The sequence below is a fragment of the Streptomyces sp. Tu6071 genome (assembly GCF_000213055.1).
In the GTDB taxonomy this organism is placed as follows: Bacteria; Actinomycetota; Actinomycetes; order Streptomycetales; family Streptomycetaceae; genus Streptomyces; species Streptomyces evansiae.
The window spans coordinates 3450257-3471907 of sequence record NZ_CM001165.1; the positions used below are offsets into that span (position 1 = coordinate 3450257).

Annotated in this window: 21 protein-coding genes and 1 tRNA gene; 14 read left to right on the forward strand and 8 right to left on the reverse strand. The window is 68.1% G+C overall.

Annotated elements, in window-relative coordinates:
* Positions 1-267 precede the first annotated feature (267 nt).
* The gene (locus STTU_RS14155) at positions 268-2547 is read left to right on the forward strand and encodes a transglycosylase domain-containing protein (RefSeq protein WP_007823945.1); all 2280 of its coding nucleotides are present in this window, start codon (positions 268-270) and stop codon (positions 2545-2547) included.
* Positions 2548-2835: 288 nt separating this feature from the next.
* Here STTU_RS14155 and STTU_RS14160 read toward each other — a convergent pair whose 3' ends face one another.
* Complete coding sequence (locus tag STTU_RS14160) at positions 2836-3303, reverse strand: GatB/YqeY domain-containing protein (RefSeq protein WP_007823947.1); 468 nt, start codon at positions 3301-3303, stop codon at positions 2836-2838.
* Positions 3304-3377: 74 nt separating this feature from the next.
* Between STTU_RS14160 and STTU_RS14165 the strand changes: the two genes are divergently transcribed.
* The 4 genes from STTU_RS14165 (at position 3378) to STTU_RS14180 (ending at position 6336) form a co-directional block, all read left to right on the forward strand.
* Positions 3378-4316 carry a metallophosphoesterase gene (locus STTU_RS14165; protein WP_007823949.1) on the forward strand — a complete coding sequence of 313 codons (939 nt, stop codon included), beginning with the start codon at positions 3378-3380 and terminating at the stop codon, positions 4314-4316.
* A 91-nt stretch (positions 4317-4407) separates the two neighbouring features.
* A tRNA-Pro gene (locus STTU_RS14170) sits at positions 4408-4481 on the forward strand.
* Between the two features lie 243 nt (positions 4482-4724).
* Positions 4725-5414 carry a DUF488 family protein gene (locus STTU_RS14175; RefSeq protein WP_052862368.1) on the forward strand — a complete coding sequence of 230 codons (690 nt, stop codon included), beginning with the start codon at positions 4725-4727 and terminating at the stop codon, positions 5412-5414.
* An 88-nt stretch (positions 5415-5502) separates the two neighbouring features.
* Positions 5503-6336 (forward strand): hypothetical protein, encoded by an 834-nt coding sequence (locus tag STTU_RS14180; protein ID WP_043255181.1) that lies wholly within the window; start codon positions 5503-5505, stop codon positions 6334-6336.
* A gap of 22 nt (positions 6337-6358) precedes the next feature.
* Here the strand turns inward: STTU_RS14180 and STTU_RS14185 are convergent, their stop codons facing one another.
* The 4 genes from STTU_RS14185 to STTU_RS14195 all read right to left on the reverse strand — a co-directional run bounded on the left by STTU_RS14185 (position 6359) and on the right by STTU_RS14195 (position 10208).
* The gene (locus STTU_RS14185) at positions 6359-7474 is read right to left on the reverse strand and encodes a DUF3644 domain-containing protein (RefSeq protein ID WP_234019232.1); all 1116 of its coding nucleotides are present in this window, start codon (positions 7472-7474) and stop codon (positions 6359-6361) included.
* Positions 7475-7641: 167 nt separating this feature from the next.
* On the reverse strand, positions 7642-9159 hold the full coding sequence (locus tag STTU_RS14190; RefSeq protein WP_007823959.1) for a LacI family DNA-binding transcriptional regulator: 1518 nt from the start codon (positions 9157-9159) through the stop codon (positions 7642-7644).
* 32 nt (positions 9160-9191) lie between these two features.
* Positions 9192-9569 carry a hypothetical protein gene (locus tag STTU_RS35410; protein ID WP_007823961.1) on the reverse strand — a complete coding sequence of 126 codons (378 nt, stop codon included), beginning with the start codon at positions 9567-9569 and terminating at the stop codon, positions 9192-9194.
* A gap of 126 nt (positions 9570-9695) precedes the next feature.
* Positions 9696-10208, reverse strand: a complete 513-nt coding sequence (locus tag STTU_RS14195) for a helix-turn-helix domain-containing protein (RefSeq protein WP_007823962.1) — start codon at positions 10206-10208, stop codon at positions 9696-9698.
* A 497-nt stretch (positions 10209-10705) separates the two neighbouring features.
* On the opposite strand from STTU_RS14195, the gene STTU_RS14200 reads away from it, so the two are divergent.
* From STTU_RS14200 to STTU_RS14215, 4 genes are all read left to right on the forward strand, one after another.
* A complete protein-coding gene (locus STTU_RS14200) occupies positions 10706-11779 on the forward strand; it encodes a DUF3631 domain-containing protein (RefSeq protein ID WP_052862369.1) in 1074 nt (357 codons plus the stop codon).
* Between the two features lie 212 nt (positions 11780-11991).
* Positions 11992-13062, forward strand: coding sequence for a DUF2637 domain-containing protein (locus STTU_RS14205; RefSeq protein WP_007823971.1), 1071 nt, complete (start codon positions 11992-11994; stop codon positions 13060-13062).
* Positions 13063-13162: 100 nt separating this feature from the next.
* A complete protein-coding gene (gene mobC, locus STTU_RS14210; RefSeq protein ID WP_007823973.1) occupies positions 13163-13828 on the forward strand; it encodes a plasmid mobilization relaxosome protein MobC in 666 nt (221 codons plus the stop codon).
* Complete coding sequence (locus tag STTU_RS14215; RefSeq protein ID WP_043255184.1) at positions 13825-15513, forward strand: relaxase/mobilization nuclease domain-containing protein; 1689 nt, start codon at positions 13825-13827, stop codon at positions 15511-15513. Before mobC ends, STTU_RS14215 begins: the two co-directional genes overlap by 4 nt.
* A 30-nt stretch (positions 15514-15543) precedes the next feature.
* On the opposite strand, the gene STTU_RS14220 is transcribed toward STTU_RS14215, so the two are convergent.
* From STTU_RS14220 to STTU_RS14230, 3 genes are read right to left on the reverse strand one after another with little or no spacing between them, the layout of a single operon-like run.
* Positions 15544-16233 carry a WbqC family protein gene (locus tag STTU_RS14220; RefSeq protein WP_007823977.1) on the reverse strand — a complete coding sequence of 230 codons (690 nt, stop codon included), beginning with the start codon at positions 16231-16233 and terminating at the stop codon, positions 15544-15546.
* 46 nt (positions 16234-16279) lie between these two features.
* Entirely contained in the window at positions 16280-16948 is a 669-nt protein-coding gene (locus STTU_RS14225) for a YdcF family protein (protein WP_043255186.1), read from the reverse strand.
* Positions 16945-18069 (reverse strand): helix-turn-helix domain-containing protein, encoded by a 1125-nt coding sequence (locus STTU_RS14230; RefSeq protein WP_043255187.1) that lies wholly within the window; start codon positions 18067-18069, stop codon positions 16945-16947. The genes STTU_RS14225 and STTU_RS14230 overlap by 4 nt, the downstream gene beginning before the upstream one ends.
* 154 nt (positions 18070-18223) lie before the next feature.
* On the opposite strand from STTU_RS14230, the gene STTU_RS14235 reads away from it, so the two are divergent.
* The 5 genes from STTU_RS14235 to STTU_RS14255 all read left to right on the forward strand — a co-directional run bounded on the left by STTU_RS14235 (position 18224) and on the right by STTU_RS14255 (position 21394).
* On the forward strand, positions 18224-18652 hold the full coding sequence (locus STTU_RS14235) for a hypothetical protein (RefSeq protein WP_007823984.1): 429 nt from the start codon (positions 18224-18226) through the stop codon (positions 18650-18652).
* A gap of 8 nt (positions 18653-18660) precedes the next feature.
* A complete protein-coding gene (locus tag STTU_RS14240; protein ID WP_007823988.1) occupies positions 18661-19113 on the forward strand; it encodes an ATP-binding protein in 453 nt (150 codons plus the stop codon).
* A gap of 53 nt (positions 19114-19166) precedes the next feature.
* A complete protein-coding gene (locus tag STTU_RS14245) occupies positions 19167-20270 on the forward strand; it encodes a radical SAM protein (RefSeq protein WP_007823989.1) in 1104 nt (367 codons plus the stop codon).
* On the forward strand, positions 20267-20479 hold the full coding sequence (locus tag STTU_RS14250) for a hypothetical protein (protein ID WP_043255189.1): 213 nt from the start codon (positions 20267-20269) through the stop codon (positions 20477-20479). Before STTU_RS14245 ends, STTU_RS14250 begins: the two co-directional genes overlap by 4 nt.
* Positions 20480-20599: 120 nt before the next feature.
* Positions 20600-21394 carry a hypothetical protein gene (locus tag STTU_RS14255; RefSeq protein ID WP_007823991.1) on the forward strand — a complete coding sequence of 265 codons (795 nt, stop codon included), beginning with the start codon at positions 20600-20602 and terminating at the stop codon, positions 21392-21394.
* Positions 21395-21651 lie beyond the last annotated feature (257 nt).

Consider the following 21651-nt stretch of genomic DNA (forward strand, 5'->3'; position numbering starts at 1 on the left):
GGATGGCCCGAACGGACTATGCGCATGCGGCAGATCACCCAACGGAGTGAGCGAACGACATACGTCCCTTTCAGTACCTACGGGACAGTTCGCTCCCCTCGGGAGGGGCAGAAGAGGACGTACGGGGCGAAATCCGGCAGGGCGTACGGGAGTGCGGCGAGCGCACCCCGTCCACTCGGCCAGGAGAAGGGGCCGTCGTGACAGTCGGGAAGAGCTTAGGCCAAGGGATGTGCCGTTGTCCGGGGAATCAGAACGTAGGGTGCCCCCATGGCAAAGAAGCGCGCGGGCGGTGGGCTCTCCCCGGTTCAGCTGGCCGCCAGGTTCCTCGGAGTCAGTGTCCTCGCGGGCGGAGTGCTCGCGGGCATCGCCCTGCCGGGCGTGGGGGCGCTCGGGCTCGCCACCAAGGGGACAGTGAAGGAGTTCGACGAGATCCCCGCCGATCTCAAGCGACCGCCGCTCACCCAGCGCAGCAAGATCCTCGACGCCAAGGGCGGTGAGATCGCCACCGTCTTCTACCGCGACCGCACCGTCGTGGACCGCAAGGACATGTCGCCGTACGTGCAGAAGGCGCTCGTCGCGATCGAGGACTCGCGGTTCTACGAGCACGGCGCGATCGACCTCAAGGGTGTGCTGCGCGCCGTCAACCAGAACGCGCAGAGCGGCGGCGTCGCGCAGGGCGCCTCGACGCTGACCCAGCAGTACGTGAAGAACGTCTTCATCGAGGAGGCCGGCGACGACCCCGACAAGGTCGCCCAGGCCACCCAGCAGACGATGGGCCGCAAGATCCAGGAACTGAAGTACGCGATCCAGATCGAGAAGGAACTGGGCAAGAAGAAGATCCTGGAGAACTACCTCAACATCACGTTCTTCGGCCAGGGCGCGTACGGCGTCGAGGCAGCGTCCCAGCGCTACTTCTCCAAGCACGCCAAGGACCTCACGCTCGACCAGTCCGCGCTCCTCGCGGGCATCGTGCAGTCCCCGACCCGCTACGACCCGATCAACGACCCGCAGGAAGCGACCCAGCGGCGCAACACCGTGCTGCGCCGCATGGCGGAGACGCACTCCATCACGGCCGCCGAGTCCAAGGCCGCCCAGGCCAAGCCCCTCGGCCTCAAGGTCACCCCGCAGCGCTCCGGCTGCATCACCGCCTCGCGCGGCGCGGGCTTCTTCTGCGACTACGTCGAGCACGTCTTCCTCAGCGACCCGGCCTTCGGCAAGACGAAGGACGACCGGCTCGCGCTCTGGAAGCGCGGCGGCCTCACGATCCAGACGACGCTGGACCCGCAGGCGCAGGACTCGCTCCAGCAGTCCCTGAGCAAGCACGTCTACAAGACCGACCGGGTCACCGCCGCGGGCACCCTGGTCGAGCCCGGCACGGGCAAGATCCTCGCGATGGGCCAGGCGACCCCGTACGGCACCGGCAAGAACCAGACGCTCATCAACTACAACGTCGACCACTCCATGGGCGGCTCGAACTACGGCTTCCAGACCGGTTCGACCTTCAAGCCCTTCGTCGCCGCGGCGGCCATCGACAAGGGGATGCCGCCGACGAAGGAGTACCCCTCCCCGTACAAGATGGACTACCCGAGCCCGGTGACGACGTGCGAGGGCACGTACACCAACAACGACGGCGCCACGGTCCACAACGAGAACGAGTCCGAGAAGGGCCCGTACGTGATGAAGGAGGCGATGGCGAAGTCCATCAACACCTACTTCGTCTCGCTCATCTCCGAGGTCGGCATCTGCCCCGTGACGCAGATGACGGACAAGCTGCACGTCATCATGGGCAACGGCCAGAAGCTGCCGCAGCAGCCCTCCATCTCGCTCGGCTCCGCGACGCTCTCGCCGCTCACGCTCTCCTCCGCCTACGCGGCCTTCGCCTCGCGCGGCACCTACTGCACCCCGGTCGCGATCAACTCCGTGACCGGCATGAACGGCAAGCCCGTGCCGGTGCCGAAGTCGGAGTGCCAGCGCGCGATGTCCGAGAAGACCGCCGACTCGATCTCCACGCTCCTCAACGGCGTGATCGACTCCGGTACGGGTAAGGAAGCCGGTCTCGGCGACCGCCCGAGCGCCGGTAAGACCGGTACGACGGACAAGCGGAAGAACGCCTGGTTCGCCGGCTACACGCCGAACCTCGCCGCGGCCGTCTGGGTCGGCAGCGCCTCCCAGGAGGTCGAGATGCACGACATCACGATCGGCGGCGTCTACCAGGAGTACGTGTACGGCGGCCAGGTCCCCGGACCGATCTGGCGCGACGCGATGACCGGCGCCCTCGCGGGCAAGCCGACGCAGAACTTCCACCTCGTCGACATCCCCGACGCGAAGAAGAAGGACAAGAAGAAGCCCGGCGACAAGCCCGACGACAACGGCGGCCAGGGCGACGACAAGCCCGACAACGGCGGCTTCGTCTTCGGCAACGGCGGCGACCAGGGCGGCCAGCCCGCGAACCCGGGGCAGGGGAACGGGGGCCGGGGGAACGGCAACGGCGGGAACGGCAACGGGAACGGCGGGAACGGCAACGGGCAGGGGGGCTGGTTCGGGTGAGCCGGTCCGTACGGGGGGCGTCGGCGTACCGGGTGTGCTGACCCGTAGCCGAACCGCCTGCGCGGCATGACGAAGGCCCCGCCCGGAACTCTCGGGCGGGGCCTTTCCGCGTGCGTACCGCGCCGTACGGCGGGCGTGCGGCGGGCGTGCGGCGTTCCTGCGGCGGGCGTACGGCTTCGCTACCGCGTGCGTACGGGGTCGCTACCGCGTGCGTACCGCATGCGTGGTCCGTACGTCGTCGCCACCGCGTCCGCAGTTCCTACGACGGCGCTACCGCGTCCGTACCGCTCAGCCCCCGGCGAGCGCCTTCTTCACCGCGGCGGCCACGCGACCGCCCTCGGCGAGGCCCTTGACCTTCGGGCCCACGATCTTCATGACCTGCCCCATCGCCTTGGGCCCCTCGGCCCCGGCGGCGCGCGCCTCGGCGACGGCCTCGGCGACGACGCGGTCCAGCTCGGCGTCGTCGAGCTGGCGGGGCAGGTAGTGCGCGAGCACCTCGCCCTCGGCCTGCTCGCGCTCGGCCTGCTCGGTGCGGCCCGCCTGGGCGAAGGCGTCGGCGGCCTCGCGGCGCTTCTTCGCCTCCTTGGCGAGCACCTGGAGCACCTCCTCGTCGGAGAGCTCGCGGGCCTTCGTACCGGAGACCTCTTCCTTGCTGATCGCGGTGAGCGTCAGCCGGAGCGTCGCGGACCGCAGCTCGTCACGCGCCTTGATGGCGGTCTGGAGGTCGTCGCGCAGGGTGGACTTGAGGGTGGTCATGCGGCCAGTGTCTCAGGTGGGTACGGGAAAGCCCTCCGGATTTCCCGGGGCCCCGCGTCTGACACGATGAGGTCATGCGCGCGCGATTCAAGGTACCTCTGGGCATCACGGCGGGAATCGGGGCGACGGCGGCGGCCGGCCTCGTCTACGCGGCGGGTTTCGAGGTGAGGTCGTTCCGGCTGCGCCGGGTCACGATCCCCTGCCTGCCGCAGGGGATGCGCCCGCTGCGCGTCCTCCAGGTCTCGGACATCCACATGGTGTGCGGCCAGAAGAAGAAGCGCCGCTGGCTCCAGTCGCTCGCCGGGCTGCGCCCGGACTTCGTGATCAACACGGGCGACAACCTCTCGGACCCGCAGGGGGTCCCGGAGGTCCTGGACGCGCTCGGGCCGCTCATGGAGTTCCCCGGCGCGTACGTGTTCGGCTCGAACGACTACTACGGGCCCCGGCTGCGCAACCCGGGCCGCTACCTCCTGGAGAAGGCGCGCGGCGCGCACGGCCTCAACGGCAACGCGCCCGCCGAGAACGTGGTGCACAACCCGTGGGAGGAGCTGCGGGACGGCTTCGACGCGGCGGGCTGGCTCAACCTGACCAACACGCGCGACACCCTGAAGCTCGACGGCTGCCGCATCGGGCTGACGGGCATCGACGACCCGCACATCAAGCGGGACCGCTACGCGCGGGTCGCGGGCGGCCCCGACCCGGAGGCGGACGTCTCCTTCGGCATCGTGCACGCCCCGTACCTGCGCGCCCTGGACGCCTTCACGGCGGACGGCTACCCGCTGATCCTGGCCGGTCACACCCACGGCGGCCAGCTCTGCGTCCCCTTCTACGGGGCCCTGGTCACCAACTGCGACCTGGACACGGACCGCGTGAAGGGCCTGTCCACCCACACGACGGCCGGCCACACCGCCCACCTGCACGTTTCCGCGGGCTGCGGCACCAACCGCTACACCCCCGTCCGCTTCGCCTGCCCCCCCGAGGCATCCCTCCTCACCCTGACCCCCTCGGCCTGAGAACCGGATTTCGCCCTGGGCCCGGAGTCGGCTAAAGTATCGGTTGTCGCCACGACAACATCACCACCGAGTGACCAGTCGCCGACGACACCGGGGTGTGGCGCAGCTTGGCAGCGCGCTTCGTTCGGGACGAAGAGGTCGTGGGTTCAAATCCCGCCACCCCGACAGTGAAGTACCAGGTCAGGGGCCTGATCCGCAGCGCGGGTCAGGCCCCTGAGTGGTTCCTGGAGATCGTTTGGGAGAAATCTGGGAGAAGATCTTGGTCGGCTTCTCCCAGGACCGGCCTCCAGTGCCGCAGGATGAGTGACGCTCAAGCGCCCTCGGACCTGCGCGTTCGCGAATCCAGGGCTCGTAGCTGACCAGGAACGCCGCGGCGGGCCGCCCCAACGGTCGTTAGGAACACCGCACATGGCAGGTCATCGCTCAGCTCCTCCCCACGGCCCCGCCCATGCGCTTGCCGAACGAGTGCGGGCGTTACGGGAGGACCGCGGGTGGACGCGTGAACGGCTGGCCAAAGAGGCAGGCATCGCCGCCGTGACGCTGCGCCGCTTGGAGAGCGAGGGAGCGATCCAGCCAGGTTTCTTCACCGTCGGCGCGGTGGCTGAGGCTCTTTCCGTCTCCCTCGATGATCTTTTCCGGGTGACCCAGGTCCCACCCGCTACCCCCGGTCTCTGGTCAGCCGGGTACGAAGGCCGAGACATCGACTCATTCGTCGCCTCTCTCGTCGACAGTCACATCGGTGTTGTAGCGGACGTAAGGCTCACCCCGATCAGCCGCAAGAAGGGCTTCAGCAAGACCCGCCTCGGGGAGGCCCTGGCCGAGGCCGGCATCGAGTACACGCACCTTCGTGGCCTGGGCAATCCGAAGGACAATCGACAGCCCTTCTGGGACGGCCGCATCGAAGTGGGGTGCGCGCGCTTCCGTGGCCTGCTGCGATCCGAAGAGGCACAGGCCGACCTTGACCGCCTGGCAGAGCACGCCCGAGCGTCGCGGGTCGCGGTGCTGTGCTTCGAAAAGGACCAGAGTCGCTGTCACCGGCAGGTCGTCTTGGAGACGATCCGCAACCGGGTCCAAGTGCCGGTGAATCCTTTGGCCTGACTTCGTCCCCGGCTTTCGTACGCGCCCTTGCCAGCGGTGCATGCCTCTCGTCCAATCGGATCGGGGAGACCGAGGGAGGGGGCACGCCATGGCGTCGTCGGCATTCAGGAAGCGACAGCGCGCACGGATCATGATCACGGTCAAGACGTATCCGGAGCTGTCCAGCAAATACCGTGAGACCAGCTGTGTGGCCGGCATACGCCTCGACCAAGGCGAGCCACAGCACGTGCGGCTCTTCCCTGTACCCTTCCGACTCCTCAGCGAAGAGGCGCAGTTCTCCAAATACTCGATCATCGAAGTCGACGTCGAGCCACACCGTCTTGAGCGGGATTCCCGCCCAGAGAGTCTCCGGCCGTATCTCGACACGCTGGAGATTGTGGGCGAGGTGCCGCCAGACGGCGGCTGGCGGAAGCGGTATCGCCACGTTGAGCCGCTGCTCGCCCCGTCGCTCTGCGCCATCAAGCGGGATCAGCAGAAGCGAGGTACGTCCCTCGGTGTCTTCCGCCCCGCCGAGATCACCCGCTTCCGTCTGGAGGCCGCCGAGCCCTGGTCCGTCTCCAAGGCCGCGCTGGCCGACCAACTCGACTTGTTCGAGCAGGAGCTGAACCCGCTGGAGTGGGTGCCGCTCGACCTCCGCTACAGCTTTCGCTGCGCCGAAGACGACTGCCCGACCCACGACATGGGGCTGAAGGACTGGGAGGCAGGACAGTCGTACCGCAAGTTCCTGCGCAAGTACGGTGAGCGCGGGGTCCGTCATGCGCTCCGCGAGCGCTGGTACACGCGGATGTGCGCCCCAAGCCGGGCCGTCCACTTCTTCGTCGGCAACATCGCGGCCCATCCCAAGACGTTCATGCTGCTGGCCGTCTTCTACCCGGAGCGGAAGGTCGTCGAGTACATGCAGGACAGCCTGTTCGGCGAGTGAGTGAAACGCTCCTGCCAAAGACTCAGGCAGACTTGCTGTGCTGCTGCGCGTCGCTCGCTTCGGACGCTCCGAACTGCTTTGGAAACGGGGTGACCGTCTTCATGCGGGGCTCCCTACCAAAGAACGACCGGTACTTCTCAACGGTGCCGATCTCCCTGACGACCTTCTTCACCCAGGCGGGCGTATAGACGTACGCGCCGAACGCCTCGCTGTAGATGCAATACTTCGCGTTCGTGGCGTGCGGATCGGAAGCGCCAGTGGCAGGTCTGACCCCGAGCCGTCGCCACATCTTGGCGTGCTCGTTGTGGACGCTGAATTCGAAGGGCACCTGATCTTCTACGAGGCGAGCCACTCGTCCAGGGAGCAGTTTGTCCTTGTCTGCCACTTCGACGTGCTTGACCTTCTCGATCACCGTGCCGAGACGACCGGCCTCGACCATGGTCCTGCGCTCGCTCTCGCTCAGTTCGTCGAGCTTGACGAAATTGATCGCTAGGTCGGCGTCCGTCTTCGACCCGATAATGGGCACGAGCCGTACGCGGTAGTCGTATCGGAGGTCGTCGAGCAGTGCAGGATCGATGGCGGCCTCAAACTTCGCCACCAGGTCACGGGTGTGCTTCGGCAGCTTCTTGGCCGCTGCCTGGAGCTGCTCCCGCCCCTCAGCGGTGAGTGCCTGAAGCGAGATCGGGAATCGGAGCCGATCGGCAAGGCTGCACTCGGGGCCGAAGTGGGCGACCATTTCCTGCTCGTAGTTCACTACGAGCGCCTGGGCCCTGCCACCTGTGACGATCTTCAGGTTGTGCTCGTAGCGGTGCTCCACCTTGTTGCGAAGCGCCACAAAGAGTTCCCCATTCAAGCGCACGGGATCTTTGTTGTCGGGGAACCGCTCCCTCAAGCAGCGGTCCAGATCCCAAGCCTTGGGTTCACCGTCGATCAGCTGGTGATGACCAGTCTTGGGATCGCTGTAGTGGTAGTCGATCTTCGCCTTGTGAAACTCCGCATGGAGCAGGTAGTGCCACGCCTTGTGCATGTGCGTGAGGAAATCGCTGTAGTTACCAGTCGTGCAATTCCACTCATCCACCGCTTTGAGGGCGTGCCGCTGCGACTCCATGAGGATGTGGCGCCAGCGCGCGTATGCCATGTCGTACGTCCTTCTCGTCCACAAGAAGGGTCACACCAACGGCCGCATCAGCACAAGCACGATTCTCACAACCAGTCAGGAAGAGCAGTCGTTCACAACTTCACCGTACGGATACCGTCCCACCCCGCCTGATGCCCCACAACAGTGTTGTGGGGCATCAAATAGGGCTACCGAGGGGCTGCCATACGTGTGCGCAGGAGGTCGTCCAGCACGCGTACAGGGGAAGTTGGGCACATGACCAGGCGAGTGCAAAGAGCCGCCTCCCACTGCTCGGTCAGGCCGAGCATAAGGCGGGAGCGCATGCCACGGGTGACGTGCGCGTAGCGCGCCGAGACAGAACCGTCGATGTGGCCCATGCGTTCGTCCATGAGGACCTTCTCCGTACCGAGGTCCTCCATCATCGTGCGGTGGGTGTGGTGAAGGCCGTGGGGTGTGAGGCCCGTGGCGATCGGGAGCCAGCAGGCGTCCGCCCGAGCAGCAGCGCCCCGGCCTCGGGCAGGGACGCCGGGCCACGGTTCACCCAGGATCGGCACGGGGCGAGCCTCCTGCGGAGCCTTCTTGGGGTACCAGCCTGATGCTGCCGGGGTGAACAGCCAGGTGGCGAAGCCGTTTCGGCGCCAGTGAGCTGCGTGCTCCGACGTGGCGCCACCGCGTACGAACCTGAGCTCAGCGATGGCGAGTTCGACGCGTACGCGGGTGTCCTCGCTTACGCGGTCGGGGTGGTTGAGGACGTTCGAGACCGTGCCCGTGGAGACTTCGGCACGGCGGGCGACATCGACGAGCCTCGCGCCCTGGTGGCCTCCTGTGCGCGCCGCGCCTTGGCCTCGGAAGACGTACGTCCTGCCGTGACAAGGGCAGGGCGTCGGCTTCGTACGGGCGATGTGGTTGAAGACCAGGGCGGACAGCCAGTCCATCGAGTCGATGGTGCGGTAACTATCGTCCTTGGGCGGACAGCGCACCAGCTCGCCGGTGTCCAGCTCGTACAGCCGCCATTCGACGCGAAAAGCGGCAGGTCGGACGAACCCCGTTTCCAGGCCGACGATTTCGCCCCACCGCTTGCCGGTGTAGCCCTTGAGGACCGTGGCGACGAACTCGTCGTCGCGCCCGGAGAGCAGGGCCGCCCGCTCGGCAGTCAGCAGGATGCCGAGCGCGTCGGTGACGACCTTCTCCGGGCCGCGGTCGCGAGAGCGACCGGCGCGCTTGCCTCGTCCGCGCCGCCGGGCGGCCGGGTTGGACGTGAGCAGGCCCTCGTCGATCGCGTCCTCGAAGATCAGGTGGAGCGTGGAGCGCCAGGTCTTGACGCTCGATGCCGCGTAGGCTGCGCGCTCCTTCTTCTCCCACAGCTCGACGTCCGTGCGCAGGATGCTGGCGAGCGCCTTGTCCTCGAAGTCAGGGAGCAGGTGCTCCTCGATGTGGCGCTTGTAGTTCTGCATGGTCGAGGCAGCCAGGTCCTGGGAGGCGTACCAGCGGCTCGCGTACTCGCCGAAGGTTTCCTGGCCGAGGCCCGGATCGCGCCACTGGCCACGACGAACCGCCACCTCTTCGGCGTCTGCGGCCTGCTTGGCCTCGCGCTTGGTGGCGAACTTGACCACGGCGCCCGTGGAATCGGCGACGGTGCCGTACTTGCCGTCCTCGATCTTGTAACGGCCACGCCAGTAGCCACTGCGCTTCTCTGCGTACCCCACAGATCTCCCTCCCTTCTGTCGTATGGGGTGCGTTAAGCAGCTGCTTCGTACTGGGACTTGGTCATCCGTCGCGGTGGCCGGGCCTGGAGCCGGACGGTGGGTACAGCCACATCGGGCCGGTGCCGAGCGGGAGGCTTGCGCGTCGGCGCAGGAGCGCCGCCGGTGCGCTGCGCATTCACGGCCGGGCGCTCTTCGTGCATGCGGATGATCCCCGCGAGGTGCTCGTCCGAGAAGCGGTAAGCACGGCCGACGCGGGTGAACGGGATGAGCCGGCGGCGGGCACGGTCCTTGACCCACCAGGCGGTGCAGCCGAGGACGGCTGCGACTTCCTCGGGGACGTAGAGACGCGGCAGGCCGGCCTCGGCGGGCGAAGTCGGTGCCGAGGCAGGGGTTATCGCGGGTTGGCGCAAGGGGTGGGTCCTCTTCTGGCGGACATGGGGCGCGGCAACGCCGACCCGCCGGTCGATCGCTAGGGATGTGGGTGAGCTGCCCGGCCTGGGGGTTTGCGGCTCCAGGCCGGGAGGGGGTGCCGGAGGCTATGCCTCGCCGGTGGAGTGACCGTCACGGCCACCGGGCGGAGGGCCATGCATCTTCAGCATGGTCTTGCTGGCCTCCTCCGCGATGGCGCTCTGGACCATGAGGTCGGCTTCCTCGCGGATATCGGAGTGCTCGGTCAAATAGGCGTCGAGCGCGTCGCGCGCCTCGGTGAAGGCCATGTTGGCTCTCTGGGTGGCGCGGAACGCGTCCACGACCTCGTCGATGAGTTCCATGGCGCGGGCCTTGGCAGCCAGCTGCGGTGGCCCGACGAGGTTGCGCAGGTCGATGCCGAAGACTTCGGCGAAGCCGATGGCGTCGTCGAGGTTGATGCGGCGCTTGCCGTTTTCGATCCGCCAGACTGCGGACGGGTTCATCTCAAAGCCGGCCTCGTTGAGCCGGTCCGACAGGGCGTTGGTGCTCCAGCCGCGCGCCTCACGCTCCACCCTGATGCGAGTGGCAACGTTCGCCTCGCCGCTGAGCAGGACCCCCTCGGGCGGTTCTTCCTCCGCCACGGCACTCCCTTCCGTTCGTAGCGATGCACTGCGGTTTGCAGCACAGCCTAAACAGTAGCATCGCTACTGCGAGATGCAAAGCGCTTATGCGATCTGCAATTCGTGTGGCATAGTGATGGCATCCCACCTCACTGCCCTCAGGAGTCCGCACGCCCGCAAGTCACATGAAAGAAGCCCCCGGCGATGCCGAGGGCTCAAGCGCAAACCTCTTAACCGCCATCCCTAGCGATCAACCTGCGAAGTCCGGGATTGCCGTCCCATATGGCCCGCAAGCAGAGGAGCTGATGCTCAGTATGACCGATGCCCAGCCGAATACGCCATCCCTTCCCGACGGCTCCGGTACGCCGTGGCCCCCAGTCGCCGTCCCTGGCCAGCCGTCCGGCGCTGGCGCGCCTCTAACAGAAGAGGACCCCGATGACACCGCCTCGCCTACGCCGCTGTCTCAGGTGGCGCAGATCCTGGACGACCTTCGGGCATAGCTGACGCGGTACGTGGCGATGCCGAGCGAGGAGGCCGTGACAGCGGTGGCCTTGTGGGTCGCGGCGACGCATCTGCAGCGTGCGTGGCAGCACGCGCCGCGCCTGGCGATCGTCGCGCCGGAGAAGCGGTGCGGTAAGTCCCGCCTGCTGGACGTAGTGACCGAGACAGTGCACAACCGGCTGATCACGGTCAACGCCAGCGCGGCGGCGATCTTCCGGTCGATCGACGGGGAGGACCCGCCGACACTGCTGGTCGACGAGGCCGACACCATGTTCAGCTCCACCAAGGCCGCAGAGAAGAACGAGGAGGTCCGCGGACTCATCAACGCCGGACACCAGCGTGGCCGGCCGACTCTGCGAGTGTCCGGGCCGGAGCACCAGGTGCAGGAGTTCCCCACCTTCGCCATGGCAGCACTGGCTGGGATCGGCGACCTGCCGGACACGATCATGGACCGTGCGGTGGTCATCCGAATGCGCCGCCGAGCAGCGGGCGAGAAGGTAGCGTCCTTCCGCACTGGCCGGGACACACCCGCCCTGAACGCGATCCGCGATCGCCTCCGCGCGTGGCTCCAGCCCCTCTATGAGCTGGCCATGGAGATGGAGCCACCGATGCCGGTCGAGGACCGCGCGGCGGACACCTGGGAGCCGCTGATCATCGTCGCCGATCTCGCCGGTGGCGACTGGCCCGCGCTCGCTCGTACCGCTTGCCGCACCATGACCGACTACGAGGCCGGCCAGGACGAGGAGGGCGGCCTGCGCACCCGCCTCCTGACCGGCATCCGCCGCGCCTTCGCCGCCGTCGGCGACCCTGCCGTGCTGAGCACGAAGCACCTGCTGGAATCCCTGAACGCAGACAGGGAAGCACCGTGGGCGGAGTACGGCGCAAACGGCCTGACCCCGCGCGGCCTGCAACTGCTGCTCAAGCCGTACGGCATCGGCTCGGCCAACCGCCGCTTTCCCGACGGCACTCAGGCCAAGGGCTTCGCGCGCAACCAATTCCTCGACACCTGGGCGCGCTACTGCCCCGAGCCGAAGGCGACAGACGCGCCCGCCTCTTCAGCCGACGGACCGGCGCCCGGCACCGCAGCCTGACTCGACGCCACTCGCATCACTCGTCCCCGCGCAGGTCAGTGCGGGGACGAGTGAAGTACCCGCAACGAGTCGTCTCGACATCGCCACGCCACTCGTACCTGTGCTGACCAGGCACGCGACGAGTGGTACGAGTCCCCGCACCTCACGGCGGCCACGCCCTGCCCGCCTCTGCGCCGAGACCGCCACCCCAAGCCCACCTGGAGCACCCCCGCTTGCTTGCACGCATCACCGCCCTGCTCAGCCGAACTGATTCGCATCAGCATCGCCCCGCTGCCGATCCTGGAAGTGGCCGCCGGGCGGGCGCACGCGCCACCCTCGTTCTCGGCCTGATTGCCGTCGTCCTCATGGCCTTCCGGGTCTCGTGGAACGCGCTGTCCGACGTAGCCCGCGCCATCGGCGCCGATCCCACCGCCGCCCTGCTCTACCCGATCGTGGTCGACGGGCTCATGGCCCTCGCACTCATCGCCACGCTTGTGCTGACCGGCTCCGACCGGGAGTTCGCGCTACGGGTACTGGCGACCTACACGATCGCCAGCCTCCTGCTGAACTACGTCCACGGGCTCATACCGACCCTGCGCACCGAGTCGACCCGGCTGGGTCGACTCACCACCTGGGAGCCTGCGAACTGGGCCCTCGTACTGCTGGCCACATCACTCCCAGTCGGGTCGATCTACTTCGGCTCGGACCTCGTGGCAAAGGTGCTGCACCACAAGCACGAGGCGGCCGACTCGGCCCAGTCGGTCAGCCGGCAACGAGAAGAATCCGCTGGCCAGCGCGCCAGGGAGCAGGCCGCACCGTCGGTGACCGACCGAGCCGAATCGGTTCCCGAGGAGCCGTCCGAGTCGATTTCCACGAAGGTCGACGAGGCACACATGACGGGATCGACCGGAGCCGACGAGTCGGCCCTCACTGCCCGACCGCCCCGGTCGACCACCACGGCGAAGTCGACCAAAGCCGCCCCGCACGAGACGACCGGTCCGCGTCTCACCAACGCCGAGTCGACCACCGACCGCCACCGCACCGACGCCGAAGTGCTCGCTGAAGGCCGTCGCCTGACCGCCGACTGGAGCGACGACCTGTTGACCGCCAAGCGACTGCGCAGCGAACTGCGGATCGCCCAGATGCGCGCCCGCACCGTGCGCGACCAACTGAGGGCCGAGCGCGCCAGTCGCCCCGAGCCTGTCGCGGACGATGGCTTCGGGGGCCAGCGTCTCGGCACGTACGACGACGCCAAGTTCCAGCAGCAAAGGGAAGCCGCCGCAGTCCCCTCCGCCACCGCCTGATCCAGCGCACGCCCTGGCCGCCCCCTCTATGCCGACAAGCACGAGGGGGCACCCACATACAGCTAACACTCGCCCCCAGCACTCCACGGAGAACCAGCCCATGCGCGACCCGCACCACGAACTCGCCATCCCGCAGCAGGAGATGGCCACCGGCCTGAACAGCGCAGCAAGGTATCCCGCTGGACCGTCCAAGGGCCGGCCTCACGGGGAAGCCTCCGCCCCGGGGGTGGCGGAGGCACTCGGGCACCAGGGGGTGCCCGAGCAGGAACAGCCCACCGCCGTCGCCGACAGGACTGCTGCCGTCGAGATGCCATTGCCGCGTGCCGCAGAAGAAGCCGCCTTGCACCGCGTCGCCCAACGTCGCAAGCCCGACCCCAACGGCCGTCGCGAGGGACGAGTCGACGTCCGCTACAGCGAAAAGGAAGAGGCCGACATACGCGCCAAGGCAGCGTCGCTGAACCTCAGCGGCGCCCACTACGTTGCCGCAGCCACTCTGGCCCACGTCCACGGCGACCTCACCCTGGTCGGCCAGCGCACCCAGCTCGACGACTACATCGACGAGATCAATGCCCTGCGCGAGCAGGTCACCGCCATCGGCCGCAACGTCAACCAGATCGCCAAGAAGCTCAACTCCGGCGGCCATCCACACCCTGGGGACAGCGCCCTCCTCGCCCAGACCGACCGGAGCCTGAACGCCGTGGGTGAGGCCGTGCGCCGCATCGCCACCGCCGCGAACCAGGCCGTCAGCCATAAGGCGGCCCGATGATCGCGAAGATCACTGGAGGCAAGGACACCGCCAACCTGATCCGCTACCTCTACGACACGGAGAAGAAGGGCCACACCAACCCGCACCTGGTCGCCTCCTGGGACGGCTTCGCCCCCGACCCTGGCCGCACCCCCGATTTCGACGCCACGAAGCGAGCTCTCGTCGCCGACCTCGACCTGCACGTCAAACAGGCCGCGCGGCTCGGCCGGGCACCCGAGAAGCACGTGTGGCACTGCTCGATCCGCGCCACCAAGACCGACCGCCACCTCAGCGACGAGGAATGGGGCGACATCGCCCGCCGGATCGTCGCCGCAACCGGCATCGCACCCGACGGCGATCCGGACGGCTGCCGCTGGGTCGCCGTCCGCCACGCCCCCGACCACATCCACATCGCCGCCAGCACAGTTCGCGCCGACCTGCGCACCGCCCGGCACTGGAACGACTACCTCACTGCCGACCGCGAACTCGCAGCCGTCGAAAAGGAGTACGGTCTCTTCCAGGTCATACGCGGGGATCGCACAGCCGCGAAACGGCCCACCCGTGCCGCGCAGGAGAAGGCCAAGCGCGCCGGCCAAGCCCGCACCGCCCGCGAACACCTGCGCACCACCGTGCGCACCGCCGTGGCCGCCGCCACCAGCACCGAGGAGTTCGTCCACCTGCTGGAGCGCACCGACGGCATCCTCGTGGACATCAAGCACTTCCCGTCCGGTGATGTACGCGGCTACACCGTCGCCCTCAACGGCGACGTCAACGCCCAGCAGAAGCTGATCTGGTACTCCGGCTCCGAACTCTCCCCCGACCTGTCCCTCCCCAAGATCCGCAAGCGTCTAGAAGCCACCGACCCCCAGCACAGCCCCCGTCGGGTGAACCCGTGGCACCAGGCAACCGCCGCCGCGGAACGCATCCCCCACCACCTCGACGGCGATGACGATGCAGCCGCTCAGGCCCACCTGGCCGCCTTCGGTGAAGCCCTCGACGCCCTGCCGATGCAAGCACCCCAGGAGATTCGTCCCCAGCTATGGCAGGCAGCCGAGGCGTTCGAGCGCGCCACCCGCTCCCGCGTCCAGGCCGAGCACCAGCACGCCCGCGCCCTGCGTATCGCCGTACGAGCCATGGTCCGCGAGCCCGCCCCCAAGGACGGCGCGCTGCTGGCGATGTTCCTCGACGCAGCGATCCTCGCCGTCATCGCCGCCGCCCGCTGGCACCAGCTCCGCCACCACGACCAACAGGTGGCCGCAGCCCACCAGACCCTGATCCACCTGCAAGCCGCCTACGAGCAGACAGCCACCGCACCCCTGACCGCCCTCGCCCAGCGCCGGCCACCCCAGCAGATCGTGGAACGGCACATCCTCCTCATCCGACAGGCCATGCCTGCCCACGCCGAGCAGGTGGTCGAGGACTTGGCCTTCGACGCCCTCACTGCCGCCCTCGCGACCGCCGAGAAGGACGGGCATGATCCGAAGCAGCTACTGCAGCAGGCCACCGACGAACGGGCGCTCAACGACGCCCGCAGCCCTGCACGGGTACTGACCTGGCGCATCGAGCGGCTCAGCACCAGGTCGGTTCCGAGCGACCGTGCACGAGTGGCACGGATGCGGAGCGCGGCACGGCGGCAAGGCACATCGGTCAGCCCGGCAGCGGTCGCGGCCTCGCAGCCACAGCCGCCCCAGGCACGTCGACGCTGATCACACCCGTCTCCGTCCCCGAAGCGGGTGTCAGGCCGCGCACCCCAGCGCATCGTGGGCGAACGCGAGAGCCCGGAACCGGGCGCCCACAGCGTCGGGGCCACGGAAGGCCAGCGCCCGCAGAGCACTGACCTGTCGCCCCGAGGCCCACAGACCAGTGGCCGGCGAGAGAAACGGGACGACGGCTACGCCCAGCTCGGTGAAGGGGGCATGGTCCAGGTAGGTCATGCCCCCGGGACCGCACAGATACGCCCGTGCGCCAGTGGCGTCGGCCAGGTCGGCCAGCCGCTCGGACCGACCTGTGCGTGCAGGCAGGGCGCTGCTGGTGAAGATCTGTCCCCGCCAGCCGAGCAGTTCGAGCAGGGCACGGGTCGAGGCAGTGGCGACCGGCGCGACTCTTCCTGTGTCGAAGGCGTCCCAGACCGGCTGGAGGGCGCGGTCAAGCGCGGGCCAGTGTGGGCTGATCCCGTACTGCTGGCGCAGGATCGATAAGGCTCTGCGTCGGGCCGCGGCAGGGTCGGCGATCAGGGTGTCTCTGATGAGGGTGGCGCCCCCGGAGGGGCGGTGAGTGGGGATGGTCAGCCACCGGTTCGGGCCAAGGCCGTCGAGTGTGGCGATGCGAGCGCGATGCTGGTAGTCGCGGCGGGCGAACTGCACGTCGTCCAGGACGATCCAGTGGTCCGACGCGAACAGCTTGGCCAGCGTGATCAGTCGGGGCATGAAGTTGGGCTGGTGGATGGCGCACAGGCTGCCCGGGAAGGTGAGTTCAGGAAGCGATGAGGCGGCTGGTGAAGCCGGCGTGGATGAGGGATTCGTACGCGGCATGCACGTCCTCCGGGACCTCCTGCTCGATGGCGAACCCGAGCTTCGGATACTCGATCACCCGCTGGAGGTCGCCGACGAGCATGTCCACCACGAGCTTCTCGTCGCCGATGGACTTGAGGTAGTCGTCGAACTCCAGGGTTTCCGAGGCGCACACCATCTCGGCCTCGGGCCACAGCTTGCGGGCGGTGGCGTACGACCGCCGTTCCATGTAGGGCTTGGAGACCAGCAGCACCTTCTCCGGGGTGATGCCGGCGTCGGCCAGGACCTCGCGGGCGAGGGTGATGTTCTGCCCGGTGTTCGCGGCGTGGGGCTCCAGCAGGATCGCTGAGGCTGGGACGTCGAGGTCGATGGCGTGCTCGCGGAAGTGGACCGCTTCGCCGCGAGGGAAGACCTTGGCGGTGGTCGGGCTGTTGCCACCGGTGAAGACCAGCGTGGGGAAGAGACCCGCGTGGTACAGCTCGGCGGCCCGCGTGGCCACTCCCAGGTCGTGGCTGCCCAGGCCGATCGCCACGTCCACGGGGCGGGCCTGGTGGTGCATCTGGTGAAAGTCCCAGATCGCCTTGGCCTGGTGCCACTGGTCTTCGGCGATGCCCTGCTGGTTGTCACTCACGCGTTCGTCTCCCTGATCACCGTCGGCGAGGCCCCGGGCGGCCCCTCACTGCTGGCCTTGACGCTCTCGATACTGCGCAGTTGGTGCACGAGGCCGTACTGCGCGGCCGTCCGAGCGGCCTGGCCGAGAACGCGTAGCCCATCATCGCGGGTCGCCGTGTCGGAGAGCAGGATGTGGCCGTGAGCGGTGTCCAGTCGTACGCGTTGCATCGGTGAGTCGGTGCTCCCGCTGCTTCGGGCGATGTCGATGAAGTGCATGGCCTGGGTGAGGTCTCCGACGCCCCGGCGGGCCAGGGCTAGCTTCTGATGGGCCACCGACCAGTCGTCGGGTTCGGTGAGGTCTTCGAACTCACGGGTCGCGGCCTGCATCACGCGGGTCGCGTAGTCGTGGTTGCCGTCCTTGCTGAGTGCCGTGCCCACCCACAGGCGGGCTCTGGCCCGGTCACGGCGAGAGAGCCGGTCGTCGACAGCGAGCGTCTCGTACGTACGGGCCGACGCCTCCAGGTCACCGGACATCTCCGAGACGACCGCGAGGGACAGATCGAGCTGGGCGACGCGGCGGGGGATGTCGAGCTGGGTGAAGATCGAGCGCGCGCCCGCGTAGGAGTGGCGTGCGGACAGCGGTCCGAGCACGGCGCCCCGATCACGCTTGAGGTCTCCGAGTAACGCGGTGGAACGGGCGTAGAGGTACAGGCCCTTGTCGTCGAGTTCGGCGGCCGTGAAACGGTTGAGCCATCGGCCCAGCAGGCTGTCCGCGAAGGTGAAGTTCTGTCGGGACAAGGCGACAACGGCACGATCCAGGTCGTCGGTCCACGACTCGTACTCCCAGGCTCTGGGCCCGGCAGCCGTCACCCGGCGTCCGGCTGCCACCTGCCCGGGGCCGGCCATCTCCGACAGCAGCGTTTCGAAGCGCAGGTGCACGGAGGCATCGGCGCGGCCGAGCGCGGTGTCGAGAATGGCCTGCGTGTCAGGGCGGGGCTCGGTCGCGGACCGGAGCTTTTCCCACTTGGAGATGGTCGCGACGGCGAGACCGAGTCGCTCGGCGAAAGCCCGCACACTCAGGCGGAGGGCGAGCCGTAAGGCTCTGGCCTCCAGGCCGGTCCAATGGTGCACGGTCGCCACGCGTCGCTCCCTTCCACCAGCCATGGAAGCAGAAGCGTGCGGCCGGTGGGGCGGAAGTAGAGCGCAAGTGGAACAGCGGGCGATTCCCTGCGCGTTGGGGTACGGCGACGCTCAAGGGGTCACTCTTTCGCCGAGTCCCTGGACGGTCACCAGCATGGAACTCCTTACCGAGCACCGTCCGGTCAACGGGCCCGTCGTCTACGGCTTCCTGCGGCTGGTCGGCGTCTCCGTAGCCCGTCAAACGGCGTTACAGGCGTCACTGACGGAGTACTGCCGGATCCATGAGCTGCAGCTCTCCGGCGTCTTCAAGGACAGGCGCGCGACGACCGATCCGACCTCCACCGCCTTCACCGGTCTGCTGGACGCGCTGGCCCTTCCCGATGTCTACGGCGTCATCGTCCCCGCCCTGTCCCACCTGGGACCGAAGCACCTCGCCACCGAACGCACGCGCCGTATCGAGGCCACCGGCGCCCGCCTGCTGCTGGCCCGCCGTCCCCGCATCGGACCCGTCCACGTACCTCGCCACCCGATCGCCCACCGCCGCTTCCCCGCACCACTTCGCCCCCTGAGCACGGAGTCATGAGGCACCCCATGCCCGAGTCGCTTCAGCAGTTCTTCGACGCTCGACACCAGTCCGTCCGCAGGGCAAGGGAGTTCGCCATCCGGGCGCTGGACGGCTGGGGCCTGACGAGCCGCACCGAGGACATCCGCCTGTGCGTCTCCGAACTCGCCACGAACGCCGTCGTCCACGGCACCGCCCGCGGGCACGGCTTCCTCGTCCGGCTCGACATCGACGACAACTGCGTACGCCTGGAAGTGCACGACAGCCGTCGCCAGCAGCCCGTCGTACGCGAGCCGGCCGTCACAGACATCTCCGGGAGGGGCCTGATGTTGGTGGCCGCGCTCTCCGACGAGTGGGGAGTGAAGGACCGTACCCCGCTCGGAAAGGTCATCTGGTCCTGCTTCAAGACCGCGGGTGACGACGCAAACCCGATCAGCCCTCCCGGCTCAGACCGCGACGACCGCCCTTTGGAGGTCCGATGACCGCAACCGGCACACCGGATCGGGCTGCGCCTGCCGCATCAAGCACGCGTCTCGTGGCCAGCCCGTTCCTCGCCCAGCACCTCCTTCTTCAGCCAGGCCATGCGGTCGGTGTGCGCATTCCTGGGATCCGCTACGAGGAGCTGCGCGCCGCGAGCCACGAGGGAGACCCCCTGCCGGCCTGGCTTGCCGATGCCGCACGGCAGGCGTGGGGCATCGAACTGCCCGACGGGCCGGTCGGCGATTTCGTCCTCGTCCGTGAGCGTTCGCCGTACGGGTACGCGAAGGCATCCTGGGAGATCAACCTCGGCTGTGACTACGACTGCGAGTTCTGCTACCTCGGCGAGAAGCGCTTCGAGGGCCTGGACTGGGCGGGCAAGCAGCAGCTCCTGCGGACGATGCGCGACGCGGGCGTGCTCTGGCTGCAGATCACGGGTGGCGAGGCACTGATCGACCGCGAGTTCGGCGCGGCCTACGAGTACGCCCACCAGCTCGGGATGATGGTGCAGGTCTCTTCGAACGGCTCGTCCCTGCGCAAGCCGCCGATCCGCGGGCTGTTCGCACGCCGTCGCCCCTACCGGCTTACCCTCAGCGTCTACGGCGCGACCGCGGGTATTTACGACAAGGTCACCCGCAACTGCGGCGCGTTCGACCGGTTCATCCAGGGCCTGGACGCCGCCCACCAGGACCGGCTGCCGGTCCGGCTGAACGTGATCGTGTCGGACGACAACGCTCACGAACTCGACGCGATGGTGGCTCTGTGCGCGCGCTACGCCTTCCCGCACCAGGTCTTCACGAACATGTCGCCGACGATCGACGGCGAGGCGAACCCGCTGGCGACGCAGGCCGAGGGCCACATCAAGGCCCGGAGCGTCTTCAGCGGCTGCAACGCGGGCCGGACCTTCTTCCACGTGAACCCGCACGGGATCGCGTCCGTCTGCAAGGTCGGCCGCGACCCGAGCGTGAACCTCGTGACCGAGGGCGTCGCCGCCCTCCCCCGGCTCGGCGCCATCGCCGAGTCCCTACAGCTCCGCACCGGTGGATGCTCCGGCTGCACGAAGGTCGGCACCTGCCGTACCTGCCGGCCGCTGGCCAAGCTCTACCAGGAGGCGGGGGACCGTCGAGAGCTCTACTGCCAACACGGAGGCTACGGATCATGACCCCACCCACCACACCCCTCACCCCGCCACGCGAACCGGTGCTGCTCACCATCGGACGGCGCCCCACCGATGGTGCAACCGGCGCCCTGGCCGTGCCACTTCCGGCCGCAGCCATCCGTGACGACGAGGTCCAGATCATCGCCGACCTGGACGAGGCCGCCGAAGGCGCCGAGTGCAGCTGCTCGGCTGGCGACGACCAGCCGTACTAGACACACCGCAGGCGGGCGCCGCACCGCTCGCGTACGCGCCCCATGAGTGCCGCCCCGGTCATACCCTGTCTGGGGCGGCACTCCCTTGTTTCCGAGCCCCATGAGGAACCGCGCGTGTCCATGTCTCGCATTCCCTTCGAGCAGCTCCCCGCCGACGTCCGCCAAGCTGTCACCGACAAGACCGGCCCCGTGCATCAGGCGGTGACCATGACCGGCGGCATGAACTCCGGCGTCGCCTCCGTCCTGGAGACCGAGAGCGGCAGCGTTTTCGTGAAGGGCATCGCGAGTGATCATCCGCAGGTCGCAGCACAGCGGCGCGAGGCGGAGATCGCCCCCCACCTGCCAACGTCCTGTCCCCGCCTTTACTGGCACCTGGAAGTCGGTGGATGGAGTCTCCTCGGATACGAGGTCCTCAGCGGTCGCCATGCCGACTACAGCCCCGGCTCGGCCGACTTGGTGCTCGTAGAAGCCGCGCTCACCGACCTGCAACGGATCACAGCTCCGGCCGACATCGAGATCAAGGACGCGGTGGACCGCTGGGCGGATTACGCTCCGCCCGGAACGCTCCAGCACTTCAGCGGCAACACCCTGCTGCACACCGACTTCGCACCACACAATGTCCTGATCGCCGACGGGCGTGCTCGCCTCATCGACTGGGCGTGGCCAACGCGCGGTGCGGCGTGGATCGATCCAGGCGCCTTGGCGCTGAGGCTCATGGACGCCGGCCACCCGGCGGAGGACGCGATCATGTTCGCAGGCCGCTTCCCGTCGTGGCGGAACACCGATCCGGAGGCACTCACGGCATTCGGTTCCGCATCTGCGGCGCTGTGGCGGGAGATCGCCCAGGAGGATCCAACGCCCTGGAAGCAGCGGATGGCCAAGCGAGCCGCTGCGTTCAGGCTCGTACTCCTCTAAGAGTCCATGCCCGCCATCGGATCTACCTCGTCATGAACTCGATCTTTCCGGTACTCATACGGAAGTTCCCACTCGAGTACAGCGTGGGTCGGGCCTCAACGTGGTTGCCGCTGTATTTCTCCACATGCCGGATCTCCACCCCGCCTGGAACATCGAAGTCGATCAAGGCAAGAGCGACGCAGTAGGACAGGTCTCGCCCGCCTCATCCGTCGCGAGATCGACCACCTCAATGGGGTGCTCTACACGGCCCGCATGAA

Excerpts from the sequence above, each read along its gene's own strand:
- STTU_RS14155 (WP_007823945.1), top strand. The coding sequence starts at position 268 with ATGGCAAAGAAGCGCGCGGGCGGTGGGCTCTCCCCGGTTCAGCTGGCC.
- STTU_RS14160 (WP_007823947.1), bottom strand. The coding sequence starts at position 3,303 with ATGACCACCCTCAAGTCCACCCTGCGCGACGACCTCCAGACCGCCATC.
- STTU_RS14165 (WP_007823949.1), top strand. The coding sequence starts at position 3,378 with ATGCGCGCGCGATTCAAGGTACCTCTGGGCATCACGGCGGGAATCGGG.
- STTU_RS14175 (WP_052862368.1), top strand. The coding sequence starts at position 4,725 with ATGGCAGGTCATCGCTCAGCTCCTCCCCACGGCCCCGCCCATGCGCTT.
- STTU_RS14180 (WP_043255181.1), top strand. The coding sequence starts at position 5,503 with ATGGCGTCGTCGGCATTCAGGAAGCGACAGCGCGCACGGATCATGATC.
- STTU_RS14185 (WP_234019232.1), bottom strand. The coding sequence starts at position 7,474 with ATGGCATACGCGCGCTGGCGCCACATCCTCATGGAGTCGCAGCGGCAC.
- STTU_RS14200 (WP_052862369.1), top strand. The coding sequence starts at position 10,706 with ATGCCGAGCGAGGAGGCCGTGACAGCGGTGGCCTTGTGGGTCGCGGCG.
- mobC (WP_007823973.1), top strand. The coding sequence starts at position 13,163 with ATGCGCGACCCGCACCACGAACTCGCCATCCCGCAGCAGGAGATGGCC.
- STTU_RS14215 (WP_043255184.1), top strand. The coding sequence starts at position 13,825 with ATGATCGCGAAGATCACTGGAGGCAAGGACACCGCCAACCTGATCCGC.
- STTU_RS14220 (WP_007823977.1), bottom strand. The coding sequence starts at position 16,233 with ATGCCCCGACTGATCACGCTGGCCAAGCTGTTCGCGTCGGACCACTGG.
- STTU_RS14235 (WP_007823984.1), top strand. The coding sequence starts at position 18,224 with ATGGAACTCCTTACCGAGCACCGTCCGGTCAACGGGCCCGTCGTCTAC.
- STTU_RS14240 (WP_007823988.1), top strand. The coding sequence starts at position 18,661 with ATGCCCGAGTCGCTTCAGCAGTTCTTCGACGCTCGACACCAGTCCGTC.
- STTU_RS14250 (WP_043255189.1), top strand. The coding sequence starts at position 20,267 with ATGACCCCACCCACCACACCCCTCACCCCGCCACGCGAACCGGTGCTG.
- STTU_RS14255 (WP_007823991.1), top strand. The coding sequence starts at position 20,600 with ATGTCTCGCATTCCCTTCGAGCAGCTCCCCGCCGACGTCCGCCAAGCT.